Origin of the sequence: Streptomyces sp. NPDC085927, from assembly GCF_044540975.1 — a bacterium.
Taxonomy (GTDB): domain Bacteria; phylum Actinomycetota; class Actinomycetes; order Streptomycetales; family Streptomycetaceae; genus Streptomyces; species Streptomyces hirsutus.
Map to the genome: position 1 here is coordinate 466349 of NZ_JBITSN010000006.1, position 23818 is coordinate 490166.

23 protein-coding genes and 1 riboswitch are annotated in these 23818 nt (G+C 69.3%); of the genes, 12 read left to right on the forward strand and 11 right to left on the reverse strand.

Going from position 1 to position 23818, the window contains the following annotated elements; genetic code table 11:
• Positions 1-153: 153 nt before the first annotated feature.
• Positions 154-1233 carry a histidinol-phosphate transaminase gene (hisC, locus tag ACIF80_RS19435; RefSeq protein WP_399806056.1) on the reverse strand — a complete coding sequence of 360 codons (1080 nt, stop codon included), beginning with the start codon at positions 1231-1233 and terminating at the stop codon, positions 154-156.
• Between the two features lie 557 nt (positions 1234-1790).
• On the opposite strand from hisC, the gene ACIF80_RS19440 reads away from it, so the two are divergent.
• From ACIF80_RS19440 to ACIF80_RS19450, 3 genes are all read left to right on the forward strand, one after another.
• Positions 1791-2903 carry a LacI family DNA-binding transcriptional regulator gene (locus tag ACIF80_RS19440; RefSeq protein WP_399806058.1) on the forward strand — a complete coding sequence of 371 codons (1113 nt, stop codon included), beginning with the start codon at positions 1791-1793 and terminating at the stop codon, positions 2901-2903.
• A 435-nt stretch (positions 2904-3338) separates the two neighbouring features.
• On the forward strand, positions 3339-4430 hold the full coding sequence (locus ACIF80_RS19445) for a metallophosphoesterase (RefSeq protein WP_399806151.1): 1092 nt from the start codon (positions 3339-3341) through the stop codon (positions 4428-4430).
• A gap of 183 nt (positions 4431-4613) precedes the next feature.
• Positions 4614-5483, forward strand: coding sequence for a hypothetical protein (locus tag ACIF80_RS19450; RefSeq protein WP_399806059.1), 870 nt, complete (start codon positions 4614-4616; stop codon positions 5481-5483).
• Positions 5484-5680: 197 nt separating this feature from the next.
• On the opposite strand, the gene ACIF80_RS19455 is transcribed toward ACIF80_RS19450, so the two are convergent.
• Positions 5681-7183 (reverse strand): VWA domain-containing protein, encoded by a 1503-nt coding sequence (locus ACIF80_RS19455; protein WP_399806061.1) that lies wholly within the window; start codon positions 7181-7183, stop codon positions 5681-5683.
• Between the two features lie 89 nt (positions 7184-7272).
• On the reverse strand, positions 7273-9087 hold the full coding sequence (gene thiC / locus ACIF80_RS19460) for a phosphomethylpyrimidine synthase ThiC (RefSeq protein ID WP_399806063.1): 1815 nt from the start codon (positions 9085-9087) through the stop codon (positions 7273-7275).
• A riboswitch (TPP riboswitch) is annotated at positions 9080-9268 on the reverse strand. Its footprint overlaps the gene before it by 8 nt.
• A 274-nt stretch (positions 9269-9542) precedes the next feature.
• Here thiC and ACIF80_RS19465 point away from each other — a divergent pair.
• A complete protein-coding gene (locus tag ACIF80_RS19465) occupies positions 9543-11180 on the forward strand; it encodes a YibE/F family protein (RefSeq protein WP_399806153.1) in 1638 nt (545 codons plus the stop codon).
• Between the two features lie 236 nt (positions 11181-11416).
• Here ACIF80_RS19465 and ACIF80_RS19470 read toward each other — a convergent pair whose 3' ends face one another.
• The 4 genes from ACIF80_RS19470 to ACIF80_RS19485 all read right to left on the reverse strand — a co-directional run bounded on the left by ACIF80_RS19470 (position 11417) and on the right by ACIF80_RS19485 (position 13658).
• Positions 11417-11851 (reverse strand): SsgA family sporulation/cell division regulator, encoded by a 435-nt coding sequence (locus tag ACIF80_RS19470; protein WP_042163260.1) that lies wholly within the window; start codon positions 11849-11851, stop codon positions 11417-11419.
• 98 nt (positions 11852-11949) lie between these two features.
• Positions 11950-12675: an IclR family transcriptional regulator C-terminal domain-containing protein gene (locus tag ACIF80_RS19475; RefSeq protein ID WP_399806154.1), complete on the reverse strand. Its 726-nt coding sequence runs from the start codon at positions 12673-12675 to the stop codon at positions 11950-11952.
• A gap of 302 nt (positions 12676-12977) precedes the next feature.
• The gene (locus tag ACIF80_RS19480) at positions 12978-13190 is read right to left on the reverse strand and encodes a DUF5326 family protein (RefSeq protein ID WP_399806065.1); all 213 of its coding nucleotides are present in this window, start codon (positions 13188-13190) and stop codon (positions 12978-12980) included.
• Positions 13191-13340: 150 nt separating this feature from the next.
• Positions 13341-13658: a cupin domain-containing protein gene (locus tag ACIF80_RS19485; protein WP_055592339.1), complete on the reverse strand. Its 318-nt coding sequence runs from the start codon at positions 13656-13658 to the stop codon at positions 13341-13343.
• A gap of 59 nt (positions 13659-13717) precedes the next feature.
• Here ACIF80_RS19485 and ACIF80_RS19490 point away from each other — a divergent pair, with 59 nt between their 5' ends.
• The 6 genes from ACIF80_RS19490 to ACIF80_RS19515 all read left to right on the forward strand — a co-directional run bounded on the left by ACIF80_RS19490 (position 13718) and on the right by ACIF80_RS19515 (position 18498).
• Positions 13718-14095 (forward strand): phage holin family protein, encoded by a 378-nt coding sequence (locus ACIF80_RS19490; RefSeq protein WP_399806067.1) that lies wholly within the window; start codon positions 13718-13720, stop codon positions 14093-14095.
• Positions 14096-14100: 5 nt separating this feature from the next.
• The gene (locus ACIF80_RS19495) at positions 14101-14592 is read left to right on the forward strand and encodes a low molecular weight protein-tyrosine-phosphatase (RefSeq protein WP_399806069.1); all 492 of its coding nucleotides are present in this window, start codon (positions 14101-14103) and stop codon (positions 14590-14592) included.
• The gene (locus ACIF80_RS19500) at positions 14589-15761 is read left to right on the forward strand and encodes a cystathionine gamma-lyase (RefSeq protein ID WP_399806071.1); all 1173 of its coding nucleotides are present in this window, start codon (positions 14589-14591) and stop codon (positions 15759-15761) included. Before ACIF80_RS19495 ends, ACIF80_RS19500 begins: the two co-directional genes overlap by 4 nt.
• A 225-nt stretch (positions 15762-15986) precedes the next feature.
• Complete coding sequence (locus ACIF80_RS19505) at positions 15987-16889, forward strand: LysR family transcriptional regulator (protein ID WP_399806073.1); 903 nt, start codon at positions 15987-15989, stop codon at positions 16887-16889.
• Between the two features lie 102 nt (positions 16890-16991).
• The gene (locus tag ACIF80_RS19510; RefSeq protein WP_399806075.1) at positions 16992-17474 is read left to right on the forward strand and encodes an NUDIX domain-containing protein; all 483 of its coding nucleotides are present in this window, start codon (positions 16992-16994) and stop codon (positions 17472-17474) included.
• Positions 17475-17625: 151 nt separating this feature from the next.
• A complete protein-coding gene (locus tag ACIF80_RS19515) occupies positions 17626-18498 on the forward strand; it encodes a GNAT family N-acetyltransferase (protein WP_399806077.1) in 873 nt (290 codons plus the stop codon).
• A 56-nt stretch (positions 18499-18554) separates the two neighbouring features.
• On the opposite strand, the gene ACIF80_RS19520 is transcribed toward ACIF80_RS19515, so the two are convergent.
• Complete coding sequence (locus ACIF80_RS19520) at positions 18555-18995, reverse strand: heme-binding protein (protein WP_399806079.1); 441 nt, start codon at positions 18993-18995, stop codon at positions 18555-18557.
• A 160-nt stretch (positions 18996-19155) separates the two neighbouring features.
• Positions 19156-20364 (reverse strand): MFS transporter, encoded by a 1209-nt coding sequence (locus ACIF80_RS19525; RefSeq protein ID WP_399806081.1) that lies wholly within the window; start codon positions 20362-20364, stop codon positions 19156-19158.
• A 143-nt stretch (positions 20365-20507) separates the two neighbouring features.
• Here ACIF80_RS19525 and ACIF80_RS19530 point away from each other — a divergent pair, with 143 nt between their 5' ends.
• A complete protein-coding gene (locus tag ACIF80_RS19530) occupies positions 20508-20972 on the forward strand; it encodes a MarR family winged helix-turn-helix transcriptional regulator (RefSeq protein ID WP_399806083.1) in 465 nt (154 codons plus the stop codon).
• A gap of 38 nt (positions 20973-21010) precedes the next feature.
• Positions 21011-21463, forward strand: coding sequence for a GNAT family N-acetyltransferase (locus ACIF80_RS19535; protein ID WP_399806085.1), 453 nt, complete (start codon positions 21011-21013; stop codon positions 21461-21463).
• A gap of 93 nt (positions 21464-21556) precedes the next feature.
• Here ACIF80_RS19535 and ACIF80_RS19540 read toward each other — a convergent pair whose 3' ends face one another.
• Positions 21557-22942, reverse strand: coding sequence for a serine hydrolase domain-containing protein (locus tag ACIF80_RS19540; RefSeq protein WP_399806087.1), 1386 nt, complete (start codon positions 22940-22942; stop codon positions 21557-21559).
• A gap of 91 nt (positions 22943-23033) precedes the next feature.
• On the reverse strand, positions 23034-23804 hold the full coding sequence (locus ACIF80_RS19545; RefSeq protein WP_399806089.1) for a methyltransferase domain-containing protein: 771 nt from the start codon (positions 23802-23804) through the stop codon (positions 23034-23036).
• Positions 23805-23818 lie beyond the last annotated feature (14 nt).

Consider the following 23818-nt stretch of genomic DNA (forward strand, 5'->3'; position numbering starts at 1 on the left):
ATCCACATCAATTGCCCCCCCACGGTTTTACTGTGGGGGGGGGGGGGCCACCTGCCCCACCACCCCTTGGGGGCCCCCCCCCCCACCCCGGGGGGGGGGGGGGGGGGGGCCCCCCCCCCCCCCCACTCCCGGCCCCGCACCTGACCCGTGCGGCTACAGCTCCTTGTGGAAGGCTTCCGTCACCTTCAGGAAGATGTCGTTGGCCTCGGCCTCGCCGACCGTCACCCGCACACCCTCACCGGGGAAGGGCCTGACCACCACACCCGCCTGCTCGCACGCCTGCGCGAACGCCGTCGTACGCTCCCCCAGCCTCAGCCACACGAAGTTGGCCTGGCTCTCGGGCACCTCCCAGCCCTGCGCGCGCAGCGCCTCCATGACACGGTTGCGCTCACACACCAGCGAACCGACCCGGCCGATGAGCTCGTCCTCGGCGCGCAGCGAGGCGATCGCGGCCTCCTGCGCGACCTGGCTCACACCGAACGGCACCGCCGTCTTGCGCAGCGCCGCGGCCACCGGCTCGTGGGCGATCGCGAAGCCGATCCGCAGCCCCGCCAGACCGTAGGCCTTGGAGAAGGTCCGCAGGACGCAGACGTTGGGCCGGTCCCGGTAGAACTCCACACCGTCCGGGACCTCGGGGTCGCGGATGAATTCGCGGTACGCCTCGTCGATCACCACCAGGACGTCACGGGGTACCCGGTCGAGGAAACGCTTCAGCTCCGCCCGCCGCACCACCGTGCCGGTCGGGTTGTTGGGGTTGCAGACGAAGATCAGCCGGGTCCGTTCGGTGATCGCCTCGGCCATCGCGTCCAGATCATGTACATCGCCCGGCGTCAGCGGCACCTGCACAGCGGTGGCACCACTGATCCTGGTGATGATCGGGTACGCCTCGAACGAACGCCACGCGTAGATCACCTCGTCCCCGGGGCCCGAGGTGGCCTGCAGCAGCTGCTGGGCGACGCCGACCGAGCCGGTGCCGGTGGCCAGGTGGGAGACCGGGACGGCGAAACGATCGGCCAGTTCCTCCATCAGCGACGTACAGGCCATGTCGGGGTAGCGGTTGAAGGAGGACGCCGCGGACGTCACAGCCTCCATCACCCCCGGCAGCGGTGGATAGGGGTTCTCGTTGGAGGACAGCTTGTAGGCCACCGGCCCCCCGGCCGCCGCCGGCTTGCCCGGCTTGTACGTGGGGATACCCTCCAGCTCGGCGCGCAGCTTGGGGCTCGTCTCGCTCACCGCAGTCCTCCTCCGAAGACCGGCGGCCCTTGACCGCCGCCGACATCCAATACTGCTCACCTTATGAGGATTCGGCGTCACTGCGTAGAGGCGTACGGCGGCGGCGAAGGCGGACCTGCCGGGGCACGGGCCGAGGTCCGGGCCGGGACACGAGCCGTAGTGCACGTCGGCGAGGGCGTCTCGGGGCGTACCGGCCTCGTGCCCCCGTCAGAACGGTCACAGCCCCATGAGACACATCGGCCTCTTCAGGAACAGGGGTATCGCCCTACGAAGGCGCACAAAAGGTGTCCGGGCAGGGGGCGCGCCCCACATATATCTATGCGCCGGTGGCTTGCGCCGTGGCGCGCGTCCCTCGTGCAGGTGAGTTGAGACCTCTTCGCAACATCGCCCCCTCGACAGGTCCGCATGCATCGACGCGTCAGATCCTGGCATTGAAACGTTAAATACCCTTACTTTCCAAGGGGATTACCGCTTAATGATCATGCAGAAACGTGCCTGTCAATACGTGCATATGCGTCCGCCCTACCCCACCGCATGAGCCCTACTATCGGCTCGCCATGACAGCAGCAGGGAAGCACCAGGTGAGCCGCGCGGAAACCTCACGCCGAAGCAGCAGGCCGGGTCGGGCAGGCATCAGGGACGTGGCCGCCGCAGCCGGAGTATCCATCACGACCGTCTCCGATGCCCTCAACGGCAAGGGCAGGCTCCCGGACGCCACCCGGCGCCACGTCCGCGAGGTCGCCGACAGACTGGGCTACCGTCCCTCGGCCGCCGCCCGTACGCTCCGCACCGGCAAGTCGGGGCTCATCGGCCTGACCGTGACCACGTACGGGGAAGAACCTTTCACCTTCACCGAGTTCGCGTACTTCGCGGAGATGGCACGCGCCGCCACCTCCGCCGCCCTGGCCCGCGGCTACGCCCTCGTGATCCTCCCCGCGACCTCCCGCCACGACGTGTGGTCCAACGTCGCTCTGGACGGCACGGTCGTCATCGATCCCTCGGACCAGGATCCGGTCGTCAGCGAACTGGTCCGGCAGGGTTTACCGGTCGTCTCCGACGGCCGCCCGGCCGGCTCGCTCCCGGTCACGGCCTGGGTGGACAACGACCACGAAGCAGCGGTCCTCGGGATCCTCGACCACCTGGCCGACGCCGGAGCCCGCCGCATCGGCCTGCTGACCGGGACCACGACCGACACGTACACCCGCCTGTCGACCACCGCATACCTGCACTGGTGCGAACGCGTCGGCCAGGATCCGGTGTACGAGGCCTATCCCGCGCACGATCCGTGCGCGGGCGCCGTCGCCGCCGACCGGCTCCTCGCCCGCCCCGACCGCCCGGACGCCGTCTACGGCCTGTTCGATCCGAACGGCACCGATCTGCTCGCCGCCGCACGCCGCTACGGCCTGCGCGTCCCGGACGACCTGCTGCTGGTCTGCTGCAGCGAATCGACCGTCTACGCCAACACCGAGCCGCCCGTCACCACGCTCTCGCTCAAACCGCGCCGCATCGGCACGGCCGTGGTGCAGCTGCTCATCGACGCGATCGAGGGCGTCGATGCCGAGCACACGGTGGCGCAGGTCATACCCACCGAGCTGATCGTGCGCACCTCGTCGCAGCGCCGCCCACCGCGCACGACGGTCAGCCCACCACGGTCACCGGAACGGACCTGACGGACGGCGAGGGCCCGACAGCGGGGCGGAGGGGTCTCGGTGACAGCGGCTCCCGGAGGGGTGAAGCCGCCGCTTCCACGAGGGTGAGTAAGGCGGCGCCGCGCCTCCCGAGCCCCTCCGGCCCCTCCGCCGCTCCTCCGTCGTTTCTCCGGCCCCTCGGAGCTCTTCTCCGCGGAAAACGGGCCGGCCCTCCCGGAGGCGGGCGACCGCCGTTCCGTGAGGAGCCCGCACCGCCGGGCGGGACCTCGGCGACCAAAGTCATGAACAAAAGCCGATGACCTGGTCAAAATGGGATGAAATTCGCGGCGAACTGGACGCGTGCGCCGATTCACCACCCCTGGGTCATCACATGGCGCGATCCGCATTCCTATGATGGGCCCACGACACCGCGGGCCGCTGCGACCAGGCAGTCCGACGCGGTGCAGTTGCGGCTTGATGGTGGAGGGGTCGATGACTCAGGGGGCCGGTCAGGGACCCGCGGTGGAGCGCACAGCGACGGTGCGCGACTTCCGGGTACCCGCTTACGTCCACGAGACCGGTCCGTACGCCCACAGCATGCACCCCGGCAATGTGGTCCCACCCTCCGAGGCGAGCCACCCGGAGGGATACACGCCCACGCAACGGGACCTCCCGGTCATCAATCGGGGTGACACTGTGCAGGTGACCGTCGACCCCGCGCCCGCACCCGCACCGCAGCCCGCCACCGGGCCCGGTCCGCTGTACGTGGTCGGTGACGTCCACGGCTACCTCGACGAACTGGTGGCCGCCCTCCAGGAGCAGGGCCTCATCGACTCCGCGGGCCAGTGGTGCGCCGGCCCCGCGCGGCTTTGGTTCCTCGGCGACTTCACCGACCGCGGTCCGGACGGCATCGGCGTCATCGACCTCGTGATGCGGCTGTCCGCCGAGGCCGCCGCGGCCGGCGGCTACTGCAAGGCCCTGATGGGCAACCACGAACTGCTGCTGCTCGGCGCCAAGCGGTTCGGCGACACCCCCGTCAATTCCGGCGCGGGTACCGCCACCTTCCAGGCCGCCTGGCTGCTCAACGGTGGGCAGAAGACCGACATGGACCGCCTTCAGGACCACCACCTGCAGTGGATGGCCCGCCTGGACGCCGTCGAGGCCGTCGACGACCATCTGCTGCTGCATTCCGACACCACCGCCTACCTCGACTACGGCCGTTCCATCGAGGAGGTCAACGACACCGTCCGCGAGACCATCACCCGCAACGACGCCGACGAGGTCTGGGACCTGTTCCGCAAGTTCACCAAGCGGTTCTCCTTCCGCGACGAGGGCGGCGCCGAGGCGGTGCGCTCGCTGTTGGATACGTACGGCGGCACCCGGGTCGTTCACGGACACAGCCCCATTCCGTATCTGCTGGGCGAAGTGGGCTCCGAGGACGGTGAGGACGACAACGGTCCCGTCGTCGAGGGTCCGCACGTCTACGCCGAGGGACTGGCCATCGCGATGGACGGTGGCGTGACGATGGACGGAAAGCTGCTGGTCCAGCAACTGCCACTCGCCCAGTGAGCGGGTTCCGGGCCCGGCACCCCTGGCCCGGAACCGCACCGAACCGAGCCCAATTTCGGTAAACCCCCTGTCATGGTGCACCGTTGGCGCTCTACCATCGGCTTATCCGTAGCAGGCTCCCCTCCGTTTCTGCCCAACGGCTCGTCAGCATGCCGAGTCACAAGCCCTACGGAGCATCGGGGGATGCACATGAACAGCGTTCCGCAGCATCTGTTGACCGAGGACCGCCAGGATTACGCGCGGGTTCTCGATGAGGTGCTGCGCTCCGCACCACAACGCCCGGAACTGGCCGCTGTCGGACAACGGCTCACCTCCGAACAACTACGCACGATGGCGCTCAACGCCACCGCGATCATCACGGTGGCCGCGGCAACCGAGTACCAGCACTACACCAAGGTCCGCGAGGAACTGCGCCGGCCACCGGCGTCGTCCACCCCGTCCACCCGGGCGTCCGGCTCCTCCGAGCCGGGGCCGGAGACGGTGGGGCTCGCCACCACCATGGGAGAGGTCGCCGAGACCGCCGGCGCGGGCGCCGTCGCCGTCGTCGCCGTCCTGGCACCTGTTCTGGCCGGCACCGCGGCCGCGATATTCCTGCTCGTCGGTTACGTCCTGCGCATGCTCGATCCCAGCGCGGCCTTCGCCCGGACCATGCTCACCACGGGCTGGACATTCGGTGCCGTGACCGCGGTCGCCATCCTGGTCGCCGCGGTGGGCCTGCTGCTGACTGCCCTGCGCAACAAGCCCTCGGCCCGGAGCGGGCCGTACGGCGAAGCCGACAAGGAGCTGACCCTGGCCAGGGAGGCCTGGCACGAGGCACTGCGGGAGCAGGGGATCGTCCCGTTCCTGCGGGACGCGCTCGCCGACCCGGGTACGGCGGCCGCACTGCATTACGCGCCGCCGTCCGAACCGGCCGGTCGCATCCCGCATCTCGGCTACGACCGGCCGGGGTTCACCAGCCCCGGCGAGGGTACGAACCGCGGCCGGCGGCCGAGCTACTCGAGCCCGGACTACAGCAGCCCGGACTTCGGAGGACCGGAACACAAGCCCGAGTAACCGGAACAACCGGACAAGCCGGCCCCACCGGAGCCGGCCCCGCCGGACGGACCGAAGCATGCGGACGGCCCAGCCGTCGGCTTGCGCTCCCTCACCGGCGGAGCCTGCCCCAGAGGCTCCGCGCCGAGGGGCGTGAGCCGGGGCCGGGGTTGTCCGGGGCTCACGCCCCACGCCCGTACAGGCCTGGGCAGTGGTCGTCAGGGACGGAGAATGCCCGCCCGGCCCGCTGCGGTGATCCACTGGGGGAACTCGGACAGCAGGCGGTCGTACAACTCCGGGTCCGGCACGGTGCCGATGTCGTCGACGGCGAAGAACCCGACGTTGTCGACGCGTCGTCCGGTCAGCGTGTCGAACCGCTCCAGCACGCCGTAGTTCGCCCGGCCAAGGCCCACGAACTGCCAGAAGATCGGTTCCTCCACCGCCTCGCGGAGCTCCCGCTCGATCTCGGCATTCCGGTAGACACCACCGTCGGAGAAGAACAGCACGAGCGTCGGGGCCGCCGCGGGACTGTCCCTGACGAACGAGCGGACCTCGGCGATGACCTTCTGTTCCTCGTTCTGGATGCCGACCTCCCGCATGTCGGCCTGACGCGGGTCCAGCCCCTTCTTCCGCCCGCGCCGGAAGAGGCTCATCTCTCCCACCCGTACGTGCAGCCGGAGCCATTCGGGCAGCTCGCCCAGCCGCAGGTCCGGCAGCCGTGCCGGATTCGAGGCGAACGTCCAGGCCTGCATCTCACCGTCGTCGTCCAGCTGCGCGGCAACCGCGGCCATGCGTTCGACGACGTCCGCCACCACCCCCTTGGAGTACAGGAAGGACATGGAACCGGAGGCGTCCAGCACGAGGATGACGCGCGCGGTGACCCCGGCGGCTCCGTGCTTGCGCAGGCTGACCGCCACCTGCTCCTTACGCAGTGACAGCCGCTTGCGCATGTCCACCGGCAGCCGCTCCTCACCCTTGGTGAGCCGCGGAGCGGCCGACGGGCCGGAAGAGGGGACGGAGGACGGGGGCACCGGGGCGGAGGCGGCCGGCGCGACCGAGGGCCGGGACGGGGTGGTGGGTACCGCGGGCGGGACGACTGGCGGCACTGCGGCCGCGGCAGGGGGCGTCGTCACGCCGGGTGCCGTGGTGGAGCCGGCAGCCGCCGTGGAGTCCGCTGCCGCCGGGGGAGCGTCGTCCACGGTGATACCGAAGTCGGTGGCCAGCCCCGCGAGCCCCGTGTCGTACCCCTGCCCCACCGCGCGGAACTTCCACTTTCCCTGCCGCCGGTACAGCTCGCCCCCGATGAACGCGGTCTCCGTCCCGGCCACCATGTCGAACCGCGCGATCTCGGCCCCCGTACCGGCGTCGAGCAGCCTGAGCACCAGTCCCGGCACCTGGCCGAACGTCCCGCCGTCGGACGACGCGCACAGCACGACTCGCTCGACGGCCGGTTCCAGCCGGCGCAGGTCCACCTCGACCGTGTCGGTCGCGGCGCCGGCGGCGCTCCGCTTCCCCAGGTGCGTCACGGCGCCGGAGGTGTGCCGCGGCTGGTTGTAGAAGACGAAGTCTCCGTCGTCCCGCACCCGCCCGCCCTCCGTGAGCAGCAGAGCCGACCCGTCGATGTCGGGCACACCGGTCCCGGCGGCCCAAGCGAGCTCGACGCGCACCACCTGGGCGTCGACGGGAAGGTTGGACCCCTTGCTCATTGATCTCGCTGTCATGACATCCAGTCTGCCGACCCATCCGCCCGGGAGAGGAGAGGGCGGGCCCGAACGGCCCGCCCCTTTGTTCCTTCGGTCCGCTCGTTCGTTCAGTCCGTCAACGGCAGGTACACACGGTTGCCCGCCTCGGCGAACTCCTTCGACTTCCGCAGCATCCCCTCGGCGATCTCCTCGGCCGACGCACCCTCCGCCGAGGTCCCGCCGAACCGCTCCGTGATGCTCCGGCTGATCTTCATGGAGCAGAACTTCGGCCCGCACATCGAGCAGAAGTGCGCCGTCTTCGCGGGCTCCGCCGGAAGCGTCTCGTCGTGGAACTCCCGTGCCGTGTCCGGGTCGAGAGCCAGGTTGAACTGGTCCTCCCACCGGAACTCGAAGCGCGCGTCGGACAGGGCGTCGTCCCACTCCTGTGCCCCCGGATGCCCCTTGGCGACGTCGGCGGCATGGGCGGCGATCTTGTAGGTGATGACGCCGGTCTTGACGTCGTCGCGGTCCGGCAGGCCCAGGTGCTCCTTGGGCGTGACGTAGCAGAGCATGGCCGTACCCCACCAGGCGATCATCGCCGCACCGATACCGGAGGTGATGTGGTCGTACGCGGGCGCGACGTCCGTCGTCAGCGGGCCGAGCGTATAGAACGGGGCTTCATCGCAGATCTCCTGCTGAAGGTCGATGTTCTCCTTGATCTTGTGCATCGGGACATGCCCCGGGCCCTCGATCATGGTCTGCACATTCAAACGCCTGGCGATCCGGTTGAGTTCCCCGAGCGTGCGCAACTCCGCGAACTGCGCCTCGTCGTTGGCGTCGGCGATCGAACCCGGCCGGAGACCGTCACCGAGCGAGTACGTGACGTCGTACGCCGCGAGGATCTCGCAGAGTTCCTCGAAGTTCTCGTACAGGAACGACTCCTTGTGGTGCGCCAGGCACCACGCCGCCATGATCGAGCCGCCGCGCGAGACGATGCCCGTCTTGCGGTGGGCGGTGAGCGGCACGTACGCCAGCCGTACGCCCGCGTGGACCGTCATGTAGTCCACACCCTGTTCGGCCTGCTCGACGACGGTGTCCTTGTAGATCTCCCAGGTCAGCTCCTCGGCCCTGCCGTCGACCTTCTCCAGCGCCTGGTAGAGCGGCACGGTGCCGATGGGGACGGGGGAGTTGCGCAGCACCCACTCCCGGGTGGTGTGGATGTTGCGGCCGGTGGACAGGTCCATGACCGTGTCGGCGCCCCAGCGGGTCGCCCAGGTCATCTTCTCCACCTCCTCCTCGATGGAGGAGGTCACCGCGGAGTTGCCGATGTTGGCGTTGACCTTCACCAGGAACCGCTTGCCGATGATCATCGGCTCGGCCTCCGGGTGGTTGACGTTGGCGGGCAGCACCGCGCGGCCTGCCCCGATCTCCTCACGCACGACCTCCGGCGATACGTTCTCCCGGATGGCCACGTACTCCATCTCGGGCGTGACCTCACCGCGGCGCGCGTACGCCAGCTGCGTGACCGCCCCGCCCTCGCGGCCCCGGCGCGGCTGACGGGGCCGGCCCGGGAACACCGCGTCGAGATTGCGCAGTCCACCGCGCGGAGAGGTGTGCCTGATCCCGTCGTCCTCGGGACGGACCGGACGGCCCGCGTACTCCTCGGTGTCACCGCGCGCGATGATCCAGTTCTCCCGCACCGGCGTCAGCCCTCTGCGCACATCGGTGACGACCAGGGGGTCGGTGTACGGGCCCGAGGTGTCGTACAGCGTGACCGACTGCCCGTTGGTGAGGTGCACCTGACGGACCGGCACCCGCAGGTCGGGGCGTGTGCCCTCGACGTACGCCTTGTGCCAGCCGATGGACTTCCCGGCCTCCTCCCCCGCCGACGCTTCCGTCGGATTCTGAGTGGAGACAGGCGTGCGTGCATCCTTGTTGGTCATGAGACCTACTCCCTACGCCGGCATTACCCGGTAACAGGTTCAGCGGTCGGCGCAGCGGCTTCCGTCTGTCGACGTTCCGTGTGAAACATCACTCGGACAAGTGGTGTTTCATGTGAAACATCGCTGGGACGGAGGTCAGCGCCCTCTCAGCCCGGTGCTCCGAGCTCCCGCGTGTACAAAAAGGTGCCTCCACGCTAGCGGGAATCCTGGCGCGGTGAACAGAGGGCCTTCATTGTTCTTGCGATGATCAGGCGGTGACCTCGACGCAACCTCCCCCGTACCCGCCGCCCGAACCGTCACGTGGCCCCGGCGCCCGAATCGGCGGCGGCCGTGGCAGAGGACCCGCAGCCGGCACCGGCCCGGGCCATGGGGGCGTTCAGGGAGACGGCCCCGGCTCCGAAGACTGGTTCGGGCGTGGACACGGCCCCGGCGAGGCGCCGGCGACACAGAACCACCTGCCCGGCCCTGGAGGCCCTGGTTCCAGAGGCTCCGACGGGCCCACCGGCCCGGGGCCCGTAAACCCGGCTTTCGGACCACCCGGTCGGGCTCCCGGGCCCGGCGCGGGCCGGCCGGGCCCGGGCCATGGACAGGGGCAAGAAGGGCAGGGGCAAGGTCGAGCCCGCGGCCGGGACCACGGTCCGGGTCATGCCCACAGCCCGGGCCTCGGTGCCGGCGGCCGTGGACGTGGCCCGAACTCCGGCGACGGCCCGAATTCGGGCGGCGGGCACGGCGGTCCGCCTCCGGGCGGCGGGCACGGGCATGGTCCGGGCGACGACGGTGGGCACGGCCACGCGCACGGGCACAGTCACAGCCACGGTCCGGCCGCTCCCGTCTCGAAGCACCTGCGCAAGGTCATCGCGGCGGTCCTCATCCCGTTCGGCGCGGCGGTGCTGATCGGCCTCGCGGTGCTGTGGCCGGGTGGCACGCCCGATCACGAACGGACCGGCGTCGGTTTCGACCGGCAGACGCAGCAGGCCACGGTCACCAAGGTGGTCGAGGTGAGCTGTTCGTCCGTCAACGCGTCCGGGGGCGTCCCGACCGGTGACACCTCGACGGCCGAGGGGTCCTCCGCTCAGCAGCAGGCGGACGGCACGTGCAAGAAAGCGACGATCCGGGTCGACACCGGCGACGATGTGGGCCGCACCTTCACCGAGATCGTGCAGCCGGACCAGTCACGGCAGCTGAGCGAGGGCCAGGAGGTCGTGGTCGCCTACGAGCCCTCCGCACCGAAGGACCTCCAGTACTCGGTGGCGGATGTGAACCGGCGCGTACCGCTGGGCCTGCTCGCCGGCATTTTCGCGGTCGCCGTCGTCGCTGTCGGACGGCTGCGCGGTGTGATGGCACTGGTCGCGCTGGCGGTCAGTTTCCTGGTGCTGAACTTCTTCATCCTGCCCGCGATCCTGCAGGGTTCGAACCCCCTGGTCGTGGCGGTGGTAGGGGCGAGCGCCATCATGCTGCAGGCCCTGTATCTCTGCCACGGACTGTCGGCGCGCACCTCCGTGGCCGTTCTCGGCACCCTGATCTCGTTGTTGCTGATCGGTTTTCTGGGCTCGGTCTTCATCAGCTGGGCGGCGCTGACCGGCGACACCGACGACAACACCGGTCTGATCCACGGCCTTTACCCGGACATCGACATGAGCGGCCTGCTGCTGGCCGGTGTCATCATCGGATCGCTCGGTGTGCTCGATGACGTGACGGTCACGCAGACGTCGGCCGTATGGGAATTGCACGAGGCCAACCCGTCGATGGGCTGGCGCGGGCTGTATCGCGCGGGCATCCGCATCGGCCGCGACCACATCGCGTCCGTCGTCAATACTCTGGTGCTCGCCTACGCGGGCGCCGCGCTGCCCTTGCTGCTGCTGTTCTCCATCGCGCAGAGCAGCGTGGGCACGGTCGCCAACAGCGAGCTGGTGGCGGAGGAGATCGTGCGTACGCTGATCGGCTCGATCGGTCTGGTGGCTTCAGTGCCGGTCACCACGGTGCTGGCCGCCCTGGTGGTCTCGGCCGACCGCCCGGCCGCGCAGGCGGCGGCCGAGGAAGGCGTCCGGTCGGCTCCGGCACGCGGCGGTCGGGGCAGGCGCCGGAAGCGCTGACCCCGCGGCGCCGGTCCGCGCGCCGCCGACTTCCGATCGTCCGCGGCCGCTCTCCCGGCAACCCGCCCTCCGGCAGTCGGTAGTCGGTAGTCGGTAGTCAACCGTCGACCACCGTCTGCCGTCTGCCGGTCAATCCGGCACCGAATCCGCTCGGTCACCACTGCGGAAGCGTTCCTGCATGATCTGGCGGAACACGGTGAAGGGTTCCGCCACAGGATGGCCGGATGCGGAACGCCTCAACCGGCGCTCTGCTCCGCCAGGATGCGGTCCAGTGCGTCGTCGAGATGGGCGTCGAAGTCGGCGAGCGCCCCCTCCTGGCCCAGCGGTACCAGTTTGTCGGTGCGATCGAGGAAGGCCACGAGGGGCGCCGTGGACGAACGGAACAGCGCGTGGTCACCTCCGACCTGAAGCCGGATCAGCACCTCGCCCAGGGCGTCGGGGTCGACCGGTGAAACGCGTACGTCGCCCTCACCGCACGGTCTGCCCACCCCGTCGATCAGCAGCTCCCGGCCGAACGCCCAGGTCACCGGCGCGTCACCGGGAAGATGGAAGGTCAACCGTACGGCGTAGGGATCACAGGTGTCGTAGCGGAGCTCCACCGGGATACGGAAGGACAGCTCCTCCGACACGAGAAAGCTCATCATGACCTCTGCCTGCACGGACTCGCGCATCGCCTACCCCGTCATTCGCTACGGACCGGCCGGGAATGGACCCCTGACACTGGATGAATCTTGCTCAACGTGCACAGCGAATCACAAGGAGTGAGTTTTCAGATACTGATAGAGGGTGCCAACGGCCCCAGCAGACGGCCCACTTCCGCTTGCAACTGCTGAGCGGCGGGGTGCAGCCGATGGACCTGATGAACCGGCAGGGAGACGGCGATCGTCGCGGCCGTGGCACCGGCCGTGATCGGCACGGCCGCGCACACCGTCCCCAGCGCGTACTCCTGACGCGCAAACACCGGCTCCATGCGACGCGTCCGCTCCAGGCGCCGGAGCAGGCTGTGCCCGTCGCGCACGGTGTACGGCGTGACGGGCTGCACCGGGTAGCGGTCGAGGTGGTCACGGCGGGCGGCCTCGTCGAGCTGGGACAGCAGACACTGTCCGATGGCGTGGGCGTGGCCGGTCGCCCGGAAGTCTGCCCATTCCTGGACCGCGGGATTGCCCGGAGTGTCGGAGACGCACACCAGATCGATCTCGCCCTCGCGGTACACCGCGTAGTACACGGGGGCTCCGATCGCGTCACGCCAGTGCGCGAGTGCGGCAACGACCGTGCTGCGACGTTTCTGCGGGGCTCCGCTGCTGTTCAGTCGCTCGGCCGCGTCGCCGAGGAAGAACAGCCCCTTGTCGCGGCGCAGATAGCCCTCGTACACAAGGGTGCGCAGCAGGTGGTAGGCCGTGGGAAGCGCCAGCCCGGTCTCGCGGGCCAACTGTTTGGCCGGGGCCCCGGACTCGTGTCCCGCGACGGATTCCAGTAGACGCATCGCGCGCTGCACCGAGCCGATGAGGGTCGCGGTGGGCGCCGGCTCGGACGCTGGGCGCGCATGGGGCTGGCAGGGAACGGCGGACAGATGTGCGGGGACGGTGGCGGCCGTGGCCAAGGGTCACTCCCGGAGCGAGGGGGCAGCCCGTGCGGGGGAACACGGGTGGGGGTGTACGCCGCTCGCGGGGATCGTCCCCGCATGGCCTTCCGGACTCTAACCGTCTGTCACCGCACACAGACGGTCCGTCCGGGAAACTTCCCCCACCCGAGGGAACCGGCGCCGGCTGTTACCGCTTCACCGGCTCCCCGTGAGGCTCACCAGTCGCCGCGCGACGTCGAACTCGATGTGAACTTCCGTACGACGTAGATGAGTCCGCCGACCAGGGCGACGAAGACCAACACCTTGAAGAGCAGCCCGATCACGAATCCGACCACACTGACTATCAGGCCGCCGAACACGACCAGGGCGATGACCGGCACCGCGATCCACTTCACCCACCACGGCAGTCCCATGAAGATCTCTCGCATCGTCTTCGTCCTTACCTGCTCCGCCCGTCTCGTACCGGGTCGCGTGAATGATGTGCTGCACTCGATGCTAGGGCGGCAGGAGCCCTGCCGGGGGCCCCTGATCCCTTGTCCTCCCCTGAGTGGTCCCCTAGGGAACCCGGAGACCGCGGCTCAGCTCTCGGGCGGAGAGAACACCACCAGGACCCTCAGGTCCTCACTGATGTGGTGGAACTTGTGCGCGACGCCGGCCGGCACGTACACGATGCTTCCGCGGGCCACCTGCGTGGTCTCCATGCCGACGGTGATCGCCGCCCTGCCACTGACGACGAAGTACACCTCGTCCTGGCCGTGCGGCTGCTGTGGATCCTGCTCGCCCGCGTCCAGGGCATACAGGCCGACCGACATGTTCCGCTCCCGCAGGAACTGGAGGTAGGCGCCCTCGTTGGCGGCGCGTTCGGTCTCCAGTTCGTCCAGCCGGAATGCCTTCATAGCCTTGTCCGCCCCTGCCTCACTGCTCGTGTCCGGTCCTGTCTGCCACGATCAGACACATGAAGAATTTCGTAGTCAAGACGATCGCCAACGCCGCGGCCCTCGCGGTCGCGGTGTGGCTGATCGACAAGATCACCCTGACCGGCGACAGTACGGGCAAGGAGATCGGTACCCTCATATTCGTCGCGTTGATCTTCGGCGTGGTGAACTTCCTGGTCAAGCCGCTCGTGCAGCTCCTCAGTCTCCCGCTGCTCATCCTGACTCTCGGACTGTTCACGCTGGTGGTGAACGCTCTGATGCTGCTGCTCACCTCCTGGCTCGCCGACGTGTTCGACTTGAGCTTCCACGTAGAGGGCTTCTGGACGGCCGTGCTGGGCGGTCTGGTCGTCTCGGTCGTCTCCTGGGCCCTCAACGTCGTTCTGCCCGACGGAGACTGAGCACCATGGCCTACCGCGTCTGTTTCGTCTGCACCGGCAACATCTGCCGCTCCCCGATGGCCGAGTCCGTCTTCCGCGCGCGCGTCGCGGAGGCCGGCCTCGACGGCGTGGTCGAGGCCGACAGCGCCGGCACCGACGGCTGGCACGAGGGCGACGACGCCGATCCGCGCACGGTGGCCGTCCTTGAGGAGAACGGCTACGCCGCCGACCACACCGCCCGGCGGTTCGACCCCTCCTGGTTCGCCCGCCTCGATCTGGTCATCGCCCTCGACACGGGCCACCTCAGGACCCTGCGCCGCCTGGCCCCCACTCCGCGGGACGCGGACAAGGTGCGCCTGCTGCGCTCGTACGACCCCGAAGCGGGCGACGATCTGGACGTACCGGACCCTTACTACGGGGAGGCGGACGGTTTCCACACATGTCTTGAGATGGTGGAGGCGGCGAGCACCGGGCTGCTCTCCTCGGTACGTGAGCAGGCGGAAGGACGGGCGGCATGAACGATTCAAGGACGACCAGCGGCTACGAGACGGGCGCGGGGGGATCATCTCCTGGTGAGGGCACGCGCGCGGTGCGGGCCGGGCTGCCCGAGCCGGTCAAGCACGAACCGACCCTGCCCGGCCCCGTCTTCGCCGCCCACTTCCACCTGCCCGGCGATCCCACCGGCCCCTACACCTACGGCAGGGACGAGAACCCGACCTGGACGCTGCTGGAGCGGGCCATCGGAGAGCTGGAGGCACCGGGGCAGGACGGCGTCGAAACCCTGGTGTTCCCCTCGGGCATGGCCGCGATCTCCTCGGTGCTCTTCTCCCAGCTCCGCACCGGGGACGTGGCTGTCCTGCCGAACGACGGCTATCAGGCACTTCCTCTGGTGCGCGCCCAGCTGGAGGCGTACGGCATCGAGGTGCGCACCGCACCGACCGGGGGCGACGCCCAGCTCGATCTCCTCGACGGCGCGAGGCTGCTGTGGATCGAGACTCCGTCGAATCCCGGGCTCGACGTGTGCGACGTGCGGCGGCTCGCCGAGGCGGCCCACGCGCGTGGTGCGCTGGTCGCCGTCGACAACACCCTCGCGACCCCGCTCGGCCAGCGTCCGCTGGAGCTCGGCGCCGACTTCACCGTGGCCAGCGGTACCAAACAGCTCACCGGGCACGGCGACATCCTCCTGGGATACGTCGCCGGCCACGACGCCGAAACGATGGCCGCCGTACGCCGCTGGCGCAAGATCTCCGGCGCCATCACCGGCCCCATGGAGGCCTGGCTCGCGCACCGTTCGATCGCCACGCTCCAGTTGCGGGTCGACCGGCAGAACGCCACGGCGCTGACGCTCGCCCGGGCGCTGCGGGAACGGCCCGAGGTGACGGGGCTGCGCTATCCGGGGCTGCCGGACGACCCCTCGTACAAGATCGCCTCGCAGCAGATGCGGCGTTACGGATGCGTGGTGTCCTTCACACTGCCCTCACAGGCACGTGCGGACCACTTCCTCGACGCCCTGCGGCTCGTGGACGATGCGACGAGCTTCGGCGGTGTGCGGTCCACAGCCGAACGACGGGGTCGTTGGGGTGGGGACGCGGTGCCGGAGGGCTTCGTCCGCTTCTCCGTCGGCGCCGAGGACCCTGCCGACCTGGTGGCGGACGTGCTGCGCGCACTGGACGAGTCAGCCGGCTGACCGGTCCGTCCGGGCGGGTCGTCAGGCTCCCGGATCCCGACGACGGACGGTCCGAGCCTCCCCCCTCGTGGCTCGGACCGTCCCGGTTCTACGCGCGCGAAGAACCGCGCGACCAAGGCTAGTTGACTCAGTGTCAGTGTCCAATCACTGTAGCGACAGCGACCTATCGACATATTTATAGTTGTGCCGGAGCGGCAGCGGGGCCGGCAAACAGGAGGGTGTGCTGTGGATCTGGCCTTGTTGCGGACCTTCGTGACCGTCCACCGAGCCGGTTCCTTCACCCGTGCCGCCGCCCTGCTCGGTCTCTCCCAGCCGGCCGTGACCTCTCAGATCCGGACCCTGGAGCGGCAGCTGGGGCGGCCGCTGTTCCTGCGGCAGGCCCGCGGTGTGACCCCCACGACCATCGGGGACGAACTCGCCCACAAAGCCGCGCCCCACCTCGATGCCCTGATGGAAATCACCGAGACCGGGCTCGACGAGGACTCCTCCTCGCGGACGCTCCACCTGGCAGGACCTCTGGAGTTCACGTCCGAGCGGGCAGTGCCCGCGCTCACCGCACTGACCCGGAACGGCCAGAGCTTCGCCCTGCGCGCCTCCTTCGGAACCGCCGAGGAGACGCTGGAAGGACTGGCCGCCGGGCGGCACGATCTGGCCATCAGCACGGTCCGGCCACGCGGTGCACTGCTCTCGGCGACTCCGCTCTGCGACGAGGAACACGTCCTGGTCGCCGCGCCCCACTGGGCCGAGCGGTTCGGTGCCGACGGAGTTCACCCCGCCGGGCTGTCCGCTCCCGAACAGATCCCGGTGATCGAGGTGCACGAGTCGCTCCCTCTCGTCTCCCGTTACTGGGCCTCCGTCTTCGACTCCCGGCCTGTCACCGCGGGCGCTGTCGTCGTCCCGGATCTACGCGCGGTGCTGGCCTGCACCGTCGCGGGTGCCGGAATGGCTGTGCTGCCCCGGTATCTGTGTACGGCCGCACTCGAACGGGGGGAGGTCACCGCCCTGCACGAGCCCGCAGTGCCACCGTTGCGTACGTACTTCCTGGTGGCCCGGAGCGGCACCCTGGCCATGCCGCATGTCGCACGCGCCCATCAGGCACTGCAGCAGGCGGCCACCGAGTGGTGCTGACCCTCCCGGCCGGGCGACCCACGCCGGGCGGCCCACGCCGAAAACCCGGCCGGTGACGTCTCACGATGTTTCACGTGGAACAAGCTGGGCCACATTTCCTCCATGACCGTCCGACCCGTGGTCAAGCGCACCGCTCGAGCCGTTCTGCTGGACGGCGACCACCTGATCCTGATCAAACGCACCAAGCCCGGTGTCGATTCCTACTGGATCACCCCGGGCGGCGGTGTCGAGCCGGAGGACTCGACCGTCGTCGACGCTCTCCACCGAGAGGTGTACGAGGAACTCGGCGCCAAGATCATCGATGTGGTGCCCTGCTTCGTCGACACGGTGGAGCACATCGGCGCGGACGGCGGTGCCACCGGCGTGAAGGTGCAGCACTTCTTCGTCTGCCGCCTCGAGTCCATGGACCCGTCCTTGCGACACGGCCCAGAGGTCGACGAACCAGCCGGCGAGTACCAGATCGTCCGCGTACCGTTCACCCGTGTGGGCATCGCCTCCGTCCACCTCGTCCCGCTGTCGCTGCGACACTATCTGGACGGCAACATCGAGGGTGTGCGCGCTCTGCAGGCCGCCGACCTGGCCTGACCCACCCGGCACTCACCGGTTTCATGCGTTTCACGTGAAACATCCCGTACCGGCGACCGCACCCCACATCGACCTCCGAGTGACCGAAAGGTCGCCTCGGTCTCCGCAAACAAGTGGACGCCGCCGGTCGGCGTCGGACAGCCTGACCTGCGTGCCGACACTTCCCTTTTCCTCTCTGCCCATCCGCCGTCTGACACTCCGCGATCTCTCGGCCTGCGCCGACTTGTCCGAGAACCGGGGATGGCCACGCGAAGAGCACAAGTGGGGACTCCTTCTCTCCGCCGGAAAGGGCTACGGCATCGATGATCCCGACGGCGGGCTGACCTCCGCCTGCGTCGTCACCGAATACGGCCCCCAGGAACGACCCGCGCTCGGCGCCATCGGCATGGTTCTGGTCGCGGAACGGCATGCCCGGCAGGGCGTCGGACGCCGTCTGATGCACCATGTGGTCTCAGCGATGGACTCCACGCCACTGACGCTGTACGCGACGCCAAACGGCCGCCCGCTCTACGAAGAGCTCGGCTTCAAGGTCACCGGCCGGGCGGAGATGCTTCGCGGGCACTTCGTCCCGGGCGCGGACGACCCCGTGGTGGGGGTGTCCACCCGAGCCGCGACCGCCGAGGACCTGCCCGCCCTTCTCCGGCTCGACGAGGAGGTGTTCGGGACGGACCGCACTCACATCGTCACCCGGCTGCCTGCATTCGCCGACCAGTTGCGCGTGGCCGAGGGGGACGGCCGGATCGTCGGCTACGCCGCCGCGTGGCCCAATATGGACACCCACGTCGTGGGCCCGCTGATCGCCCGCGACACCCCCACGGCCACGGCGCTCCTCGCCTCGCTCGCCGCCCGCACCGACCGGCCGTTGCGCACCGACATCGACGTACGGCACGAAGAGTTGCTGGCCTGGGCGAAGGGCCACGGTCTGGAGTCCATCGCCTTCAACGCCGTGATGACGTACGGAATCACGGAGCTACCCGGTGACTGGACCCGAAGGTTCGCCCCTGTGACGGTCGCGGCAGGCTGACACCTTCCGGACGCGACGGCGCCGGTTCCCGGAGGTGTCGGGAACCGGCGTACGCGCTACGGGAGCCGCGAGTCCTGGACGAGGGCGTCCACGGCAGCCGTGGCGAAGGAATGATCCTGCTCCGGTGCACCGCCACCGACGCCGATCGCGCCGATCGGACGGCCGCCACGCCGGACGGGTACACCCCCCGCAATGAACAGCAACGGCCGGTCGAGCGCGGTGGGCAGGGTGTGGAAGGCCCCTCCGGGCTGTACGGCGTCGACGAGGTCTGCGGTGGGCGTGTTCAGCTGAAGAGCGGTATAGGCCTTGCGGGTGCTGGTCTCGCCGGAGATCAGCACGGCACGGTCGTCCCTCCGGAAAGCGAGCAGATGTCCGCCCGCGTCCAGGACGGTCACGCTCACCGTGACCCCGGCGGCCTCGGCGGCCTGGTGCGCTGCCATGACAAGGGCCTCGGCCTCGGCGGTGGTGAGCGGGGCGGCAGCGGTGGTGGTGCTCATGAACAGGTACTCCTCGTGTACGGGGATATCGCTTGAAGCGGTGAGGTCCGGGGGAAGCGATGTCGGTGGTGAAGGTGGTGTCGGTGGTGGCGACGAGGAAGTCTGTGGACACGGAGGCCACGGGGCGGCCTCGCACCCACCGTGCCCACAGGCGTCCCGGTCAGTGGGGAACTGCGGCCTGCCGCTCGGTGGGTACCTGGTCGCCGTCCACGGCGTTGAGGCCCTTGTCACGACGGTCGAGGGCGGCGGAGACGAAGGCCAGTACCAGGGCGCTCGCGGCGAGGACGGCGCCGACCCAGTTGGGCGCGGTGTAGCCGAGGCCCGCCGCGATCACCAGGCCACCGAGCCAGGCGGACAGGGCGTTGCCGAGGTTGAAGGCGCCGATGTTCACGGCCGAGGCCAGGGTGGGGGCCCCGTGGGCCTGGTCGAGAACACGCTTCTGCAGAGGCGGAACGGTGGCGAAACCCAGGCCGCCGATCAGGATGATCGTGACGGCGGCCAGGACCTTGTGGTGCGCGGTCAGAGTGAAGAGCGCGAGGACGACGGCGAGAGCGCCCAGGGACACGTACAGCAAGGGCATCAGGGCGCGGTCCGCGTACCTGCCGCCGACGAGGTTGCCCCCGACCATGCCCAGGCCGAAGAGGACCAGCAGCCAGGTGACGGATCCGTCCGCGAAGCCGGCGACCTGCGTCATCATCGGCGCGATGTAGGTGATGGCCGCGAAGACACCGCCGAACCCGAGGACGGTCATCGCCATGGCGAGCAGTACCTGGACGTTCTTGAAGGCGGCCAGTTCATGACGCAGCCGTACGCCTTCGGGCGCGGGAAGGTCGGGGACGAGCCCGGCGATGCCGGCCAGTCCGATGACACCGAGCACGGCGACGAGCCCGAACGTGATGCGCCATCCGGCCGACTGGCCGACAAGGGTGCCCAGGGGGACACCGACGACATTGGCCACGGTCAGCCCGGTGAACATCAGGGCGATGGCGCCGGCCTTCTTGTGCGGGGCGACCAGACCGGCCGCGACCACCGAGCCGATCCCGAAGAAGGCGCCGTGGGCCAGCGAGGCGATCACCCGCCCGAGCAGCATGAGGCCGAAGACCGGGGCCAGGGCCGAGAGCAGGTTCCCGGCGATGAACAGGCCCATCAGCAGCATCAGCATCCGCTTGCGGGAGATCTTGGTGCCGAGCACGGTCATCAGCGGGGCCCCGAACATGACGCCCAGGGCGTAGCCGGTCACCAGATGACCGGCGGTGGGGACGGAGACGCCGAAGTCGTCGGCGACCTCGGGCAGCAAACCCATGATCACGAACTCGGTCGTGCCGATCCCGAAGGCCCCGATCGCGAGAGCCAGAAGCGCGAGAGGCATGAGGAGACAGCCCTTCCCAAACGATTGCAGAATCACTTTGTGCGCTCTGACAATAGTTGCACACGCGGACTACACGCAAACGCGGTCTACCTCGTTACTGCTCTACTCTGGTTCCAGCAACTCCTGGACGGAGGAAAACGCCCATGACAGCCACGGACCCCGCACTCACCGCCCTTGCGCAGGGCTGGTGCGCGCTCTCCCTGCTGCACGGGAGAATCGAGGCCCACATCGAGCGGGCCCTCCAGGCCCAGCACGATCTGAGCGTGCGGGAGTACTCCCTGCTCGACGTGCTGAGCCGACAGCACGACGGCGAAGGGGGGCATCTCCAGATGAAGCAGGTGGCAGACGCGGTCGTACTCAGCCAGAGCGCCACCACCCGCCTGGTCACCCGGCTCGAGGACCGCGGCCTGCTGGAGCGCTACCTGTGCCCAACGGACCGGCGCGGCATCTACACCAACGTCACGCAGGCCGGCCTCGCTCTTCTCGAGAAGGCGCGGCCGACCAACGACTCCGCACTGCGCGAGGCGCTCGACACGGCGGCGAAGAACCCCGACCTGGCTCCGCTGGTCCGCACGGTGGAGACATTGAAGGCATCCGTACCTGCCTGAGCCGACCGCGTCGGCACGGGTCTGCGTAAGGTGCCGCCATGGAAGATCTCGAGATACGTGCCGCGGCCGCCCCCGACGTCCTCGCGATCGTCGGCATGCTCGCGGACGACCCCCTGGGGGCGCAGCGCGAGTCTCCGGACGACCTCGGTCCGTACCTGGCCGCGTTGGAGCGGCTCAGCGCCGATCCGAACCAGCATCTGGTCGTCGCGGTCCACAAGGACCGCGTCGTCGGCACACTCCAGCTCACGATCATTCCCGGGCTGTCCCGTCGCGGCTCCACCCGATCGATCATCGAAGGCGTCCGCATCCACGCCGACGAACGCGGCAGCGGTCTGGGAACCCGGCTCATCGAGTGGGCCATCGACGAATCCCGCCGCCAGGGATGCCAATTGGTCCAGCTCACCTCCGACAACACCCGCACCGAGGCCCACCAGTTCTACGAACGGCTCGGCTTCTCGGCTTCCCACGTGGGCTTCAAGCTGGCGCTGTAAGGACGCCGCAGGGCTGTTTCACGTGAAACAGCCCTGCGGCCCCGGAGCCTCTCGGTCTCCGACATATCCCCGGGCAGGCCGGGTGCGCGAGTCCTAGCCGATCCCCCGCCATCCCTCGGGGTCCACTCCACCCGGCACAGAAGCCCCGTCCTCGTACGGCTGACGGCTGAACACGAAGGACCCGAGGTCCAGATGGCTCACTGATCCGTCCGGCCGCCGTACGGGCCTCAGAAGCTCTCCGGCGTAGTAACCCTCCAGTCCGGTCCAGGTTCCGTCGCCGTTCGAGCGGAAGCGGGCACGACGGCCCGTGCCGGACAGCGGCTCCAACGACAGCAGCCCGTCGGCCGGCAACCGCAGAGCGAAGCCCTGCGTCCCCCAGTACCACTGCCCCACCAGCTCCAGCACCGTGGAATCAACCTCCCGTGACGGTCGCCAGGGAGCAGGGATACGCGGTTCCGCCTCGGCGACGATCCGGACCAGATCGGCAGCGACCGGGAACAGCATGGGCCCCGAAGTGCAGTTGGCCAGGACCACCGCGGCCACGTCGTCCTCCACACCGATCGCAAGACAGGCGAGGAAGCCCGGCAGCGATCCGGTGTGGCCGACGAGAGCCCGCCCGTCCCGGTGACGCAACTCCAGCCCCAGACCATAGGCATAGCCACTCGCCACGTCCGCCGCCTCTGCAGGCGCCGCCGGTCTCCTCATCTCCCGCAACGACTCGATACCCAGTACACGGGCGTCCCCGTTGGCCAGGAAGGCCGCGAAGCGCGCCAAGTCACCTGTTGTGGACCAGAGTTGTCCCGCCGGCGCCATCCTCCCCAGATCCTCGGCCGGCTCGCGCAGCATCACGTCGGCCCACGGATGCACCGCCCAGCCACCCGCATGCGGCGCCTTCGGACGTACACCCGTCCGGCGCAGGCTCAAGGGCTCAAGCACATCACGTCGGAGCACCTCCTCCCAGGTGGCACCGCGCAGCTTCTCCACGAGCGCGCCGAGCAGCGCGTATCCGGGATTCGAGTAGTGGAACCGCCGGCCGGCCGGGTGCACCAGAGGCCGCTCACCCAGGACATCGGCCAGGTCGGGCCGCAGTGAGCCGGGGGTGCGCTCCCACCAGGACCCCGGTGTCTCGGCCACCAGGCCGCCGGTATGCGAGAGCAGCTCGGCAAGGGTCGCCTCCCCCGCGCCCGTACCCGGCAGATATTTCTCCAGCGGGTCCCCGAGGTCGATCACCCCCTCATCGCGCAACTGGAGGACCAGTACGGCGGTGAACGTCTTGGTGATGGAGCCGATGCGGTACTGCACGTCCTCGTCCGGCGCGTGTCCCTCCACCGACGTCCGCGCCCCTGTCCACACGGCCTCTCCGCCCCGTACCACGGTCGCGACGAGCGAGGGAGCACGCTCCTTCGCCTGGGCAACGGCGATCCGGTGCAGCAGTGCCCGACGCGTACCGGCCAGCAGCTCTTCCCGATGTGTCGTCATACCCTCAGTCCACCAGGTACGGGCTTCGCCGGTACGAAGTCGGCGGCCGGAACGCCGGAGCGGCCGCCGCCGCGTCCGTCCTCCGTGCTCGTCAGCGGGAGCAGATCACGCTGACGAGCATGAAGGAGGCGAAGAAGGCTCCCTCGGAGAGAGAGGTGAACCAGCGACGGCCACGTTCTTCGTCGATGTGACCGTCCTGGATGGCCTGTTGCATGTTGCGGCCCAGGCCCAGTGTGTGATCCGCGTCCTGGAAGTCGAGGAAGACCGGTGTCGTGGCGATCACCGTCTCGACGGTGAAGCCGGCTTGCTCTGCGCGGCGGGCGAGGCTGCGGCCGATGGTGGCGTGCCGGACCACTTCCGAGGTGGTGTAACGGGTGAAGGCGCGGCTCGTGCCGAGATCCTCCGCGTCGACGGTCAGGGTGTCCCAGTCAGGTTCGGCAAGACCGATCCGCGCACCCGGCCGGGTGACCGAGTGGAGTTGTGCCAGGACATCGGCGGGCTCGGCGACGTGCATGAGAACCCGGTCGATCCTGGCCCGGTCCACCGACCCCGGCGCGACGGGCAGGGAGTGGGCGTCTCCCTCCCGGATCTCCACCGTCGGCAGGTCTGTCGTGCGCCGACGGGCCTCGGTGAGCATCGCCGGGTCACGGTCGACTCCGATCACCGTGCCGCTGACGCCGACGCGTTCGGCCAGCGCCGGCAGGTCGGCGCCGGGACCGCATCCCACGTCGAGTGCCGTCTGCCCCGGCCGGACGTCCAGCAGGTTCATCAACTCCCGTTTGTAGCCGCGGCCGGCACCGGCTGCCGCTCGGAGCATGTAGGCGGCCTGGTCGGGTCGGGACACACCAAGAGTCGTTGGCATGCGGAGGAGTCAAG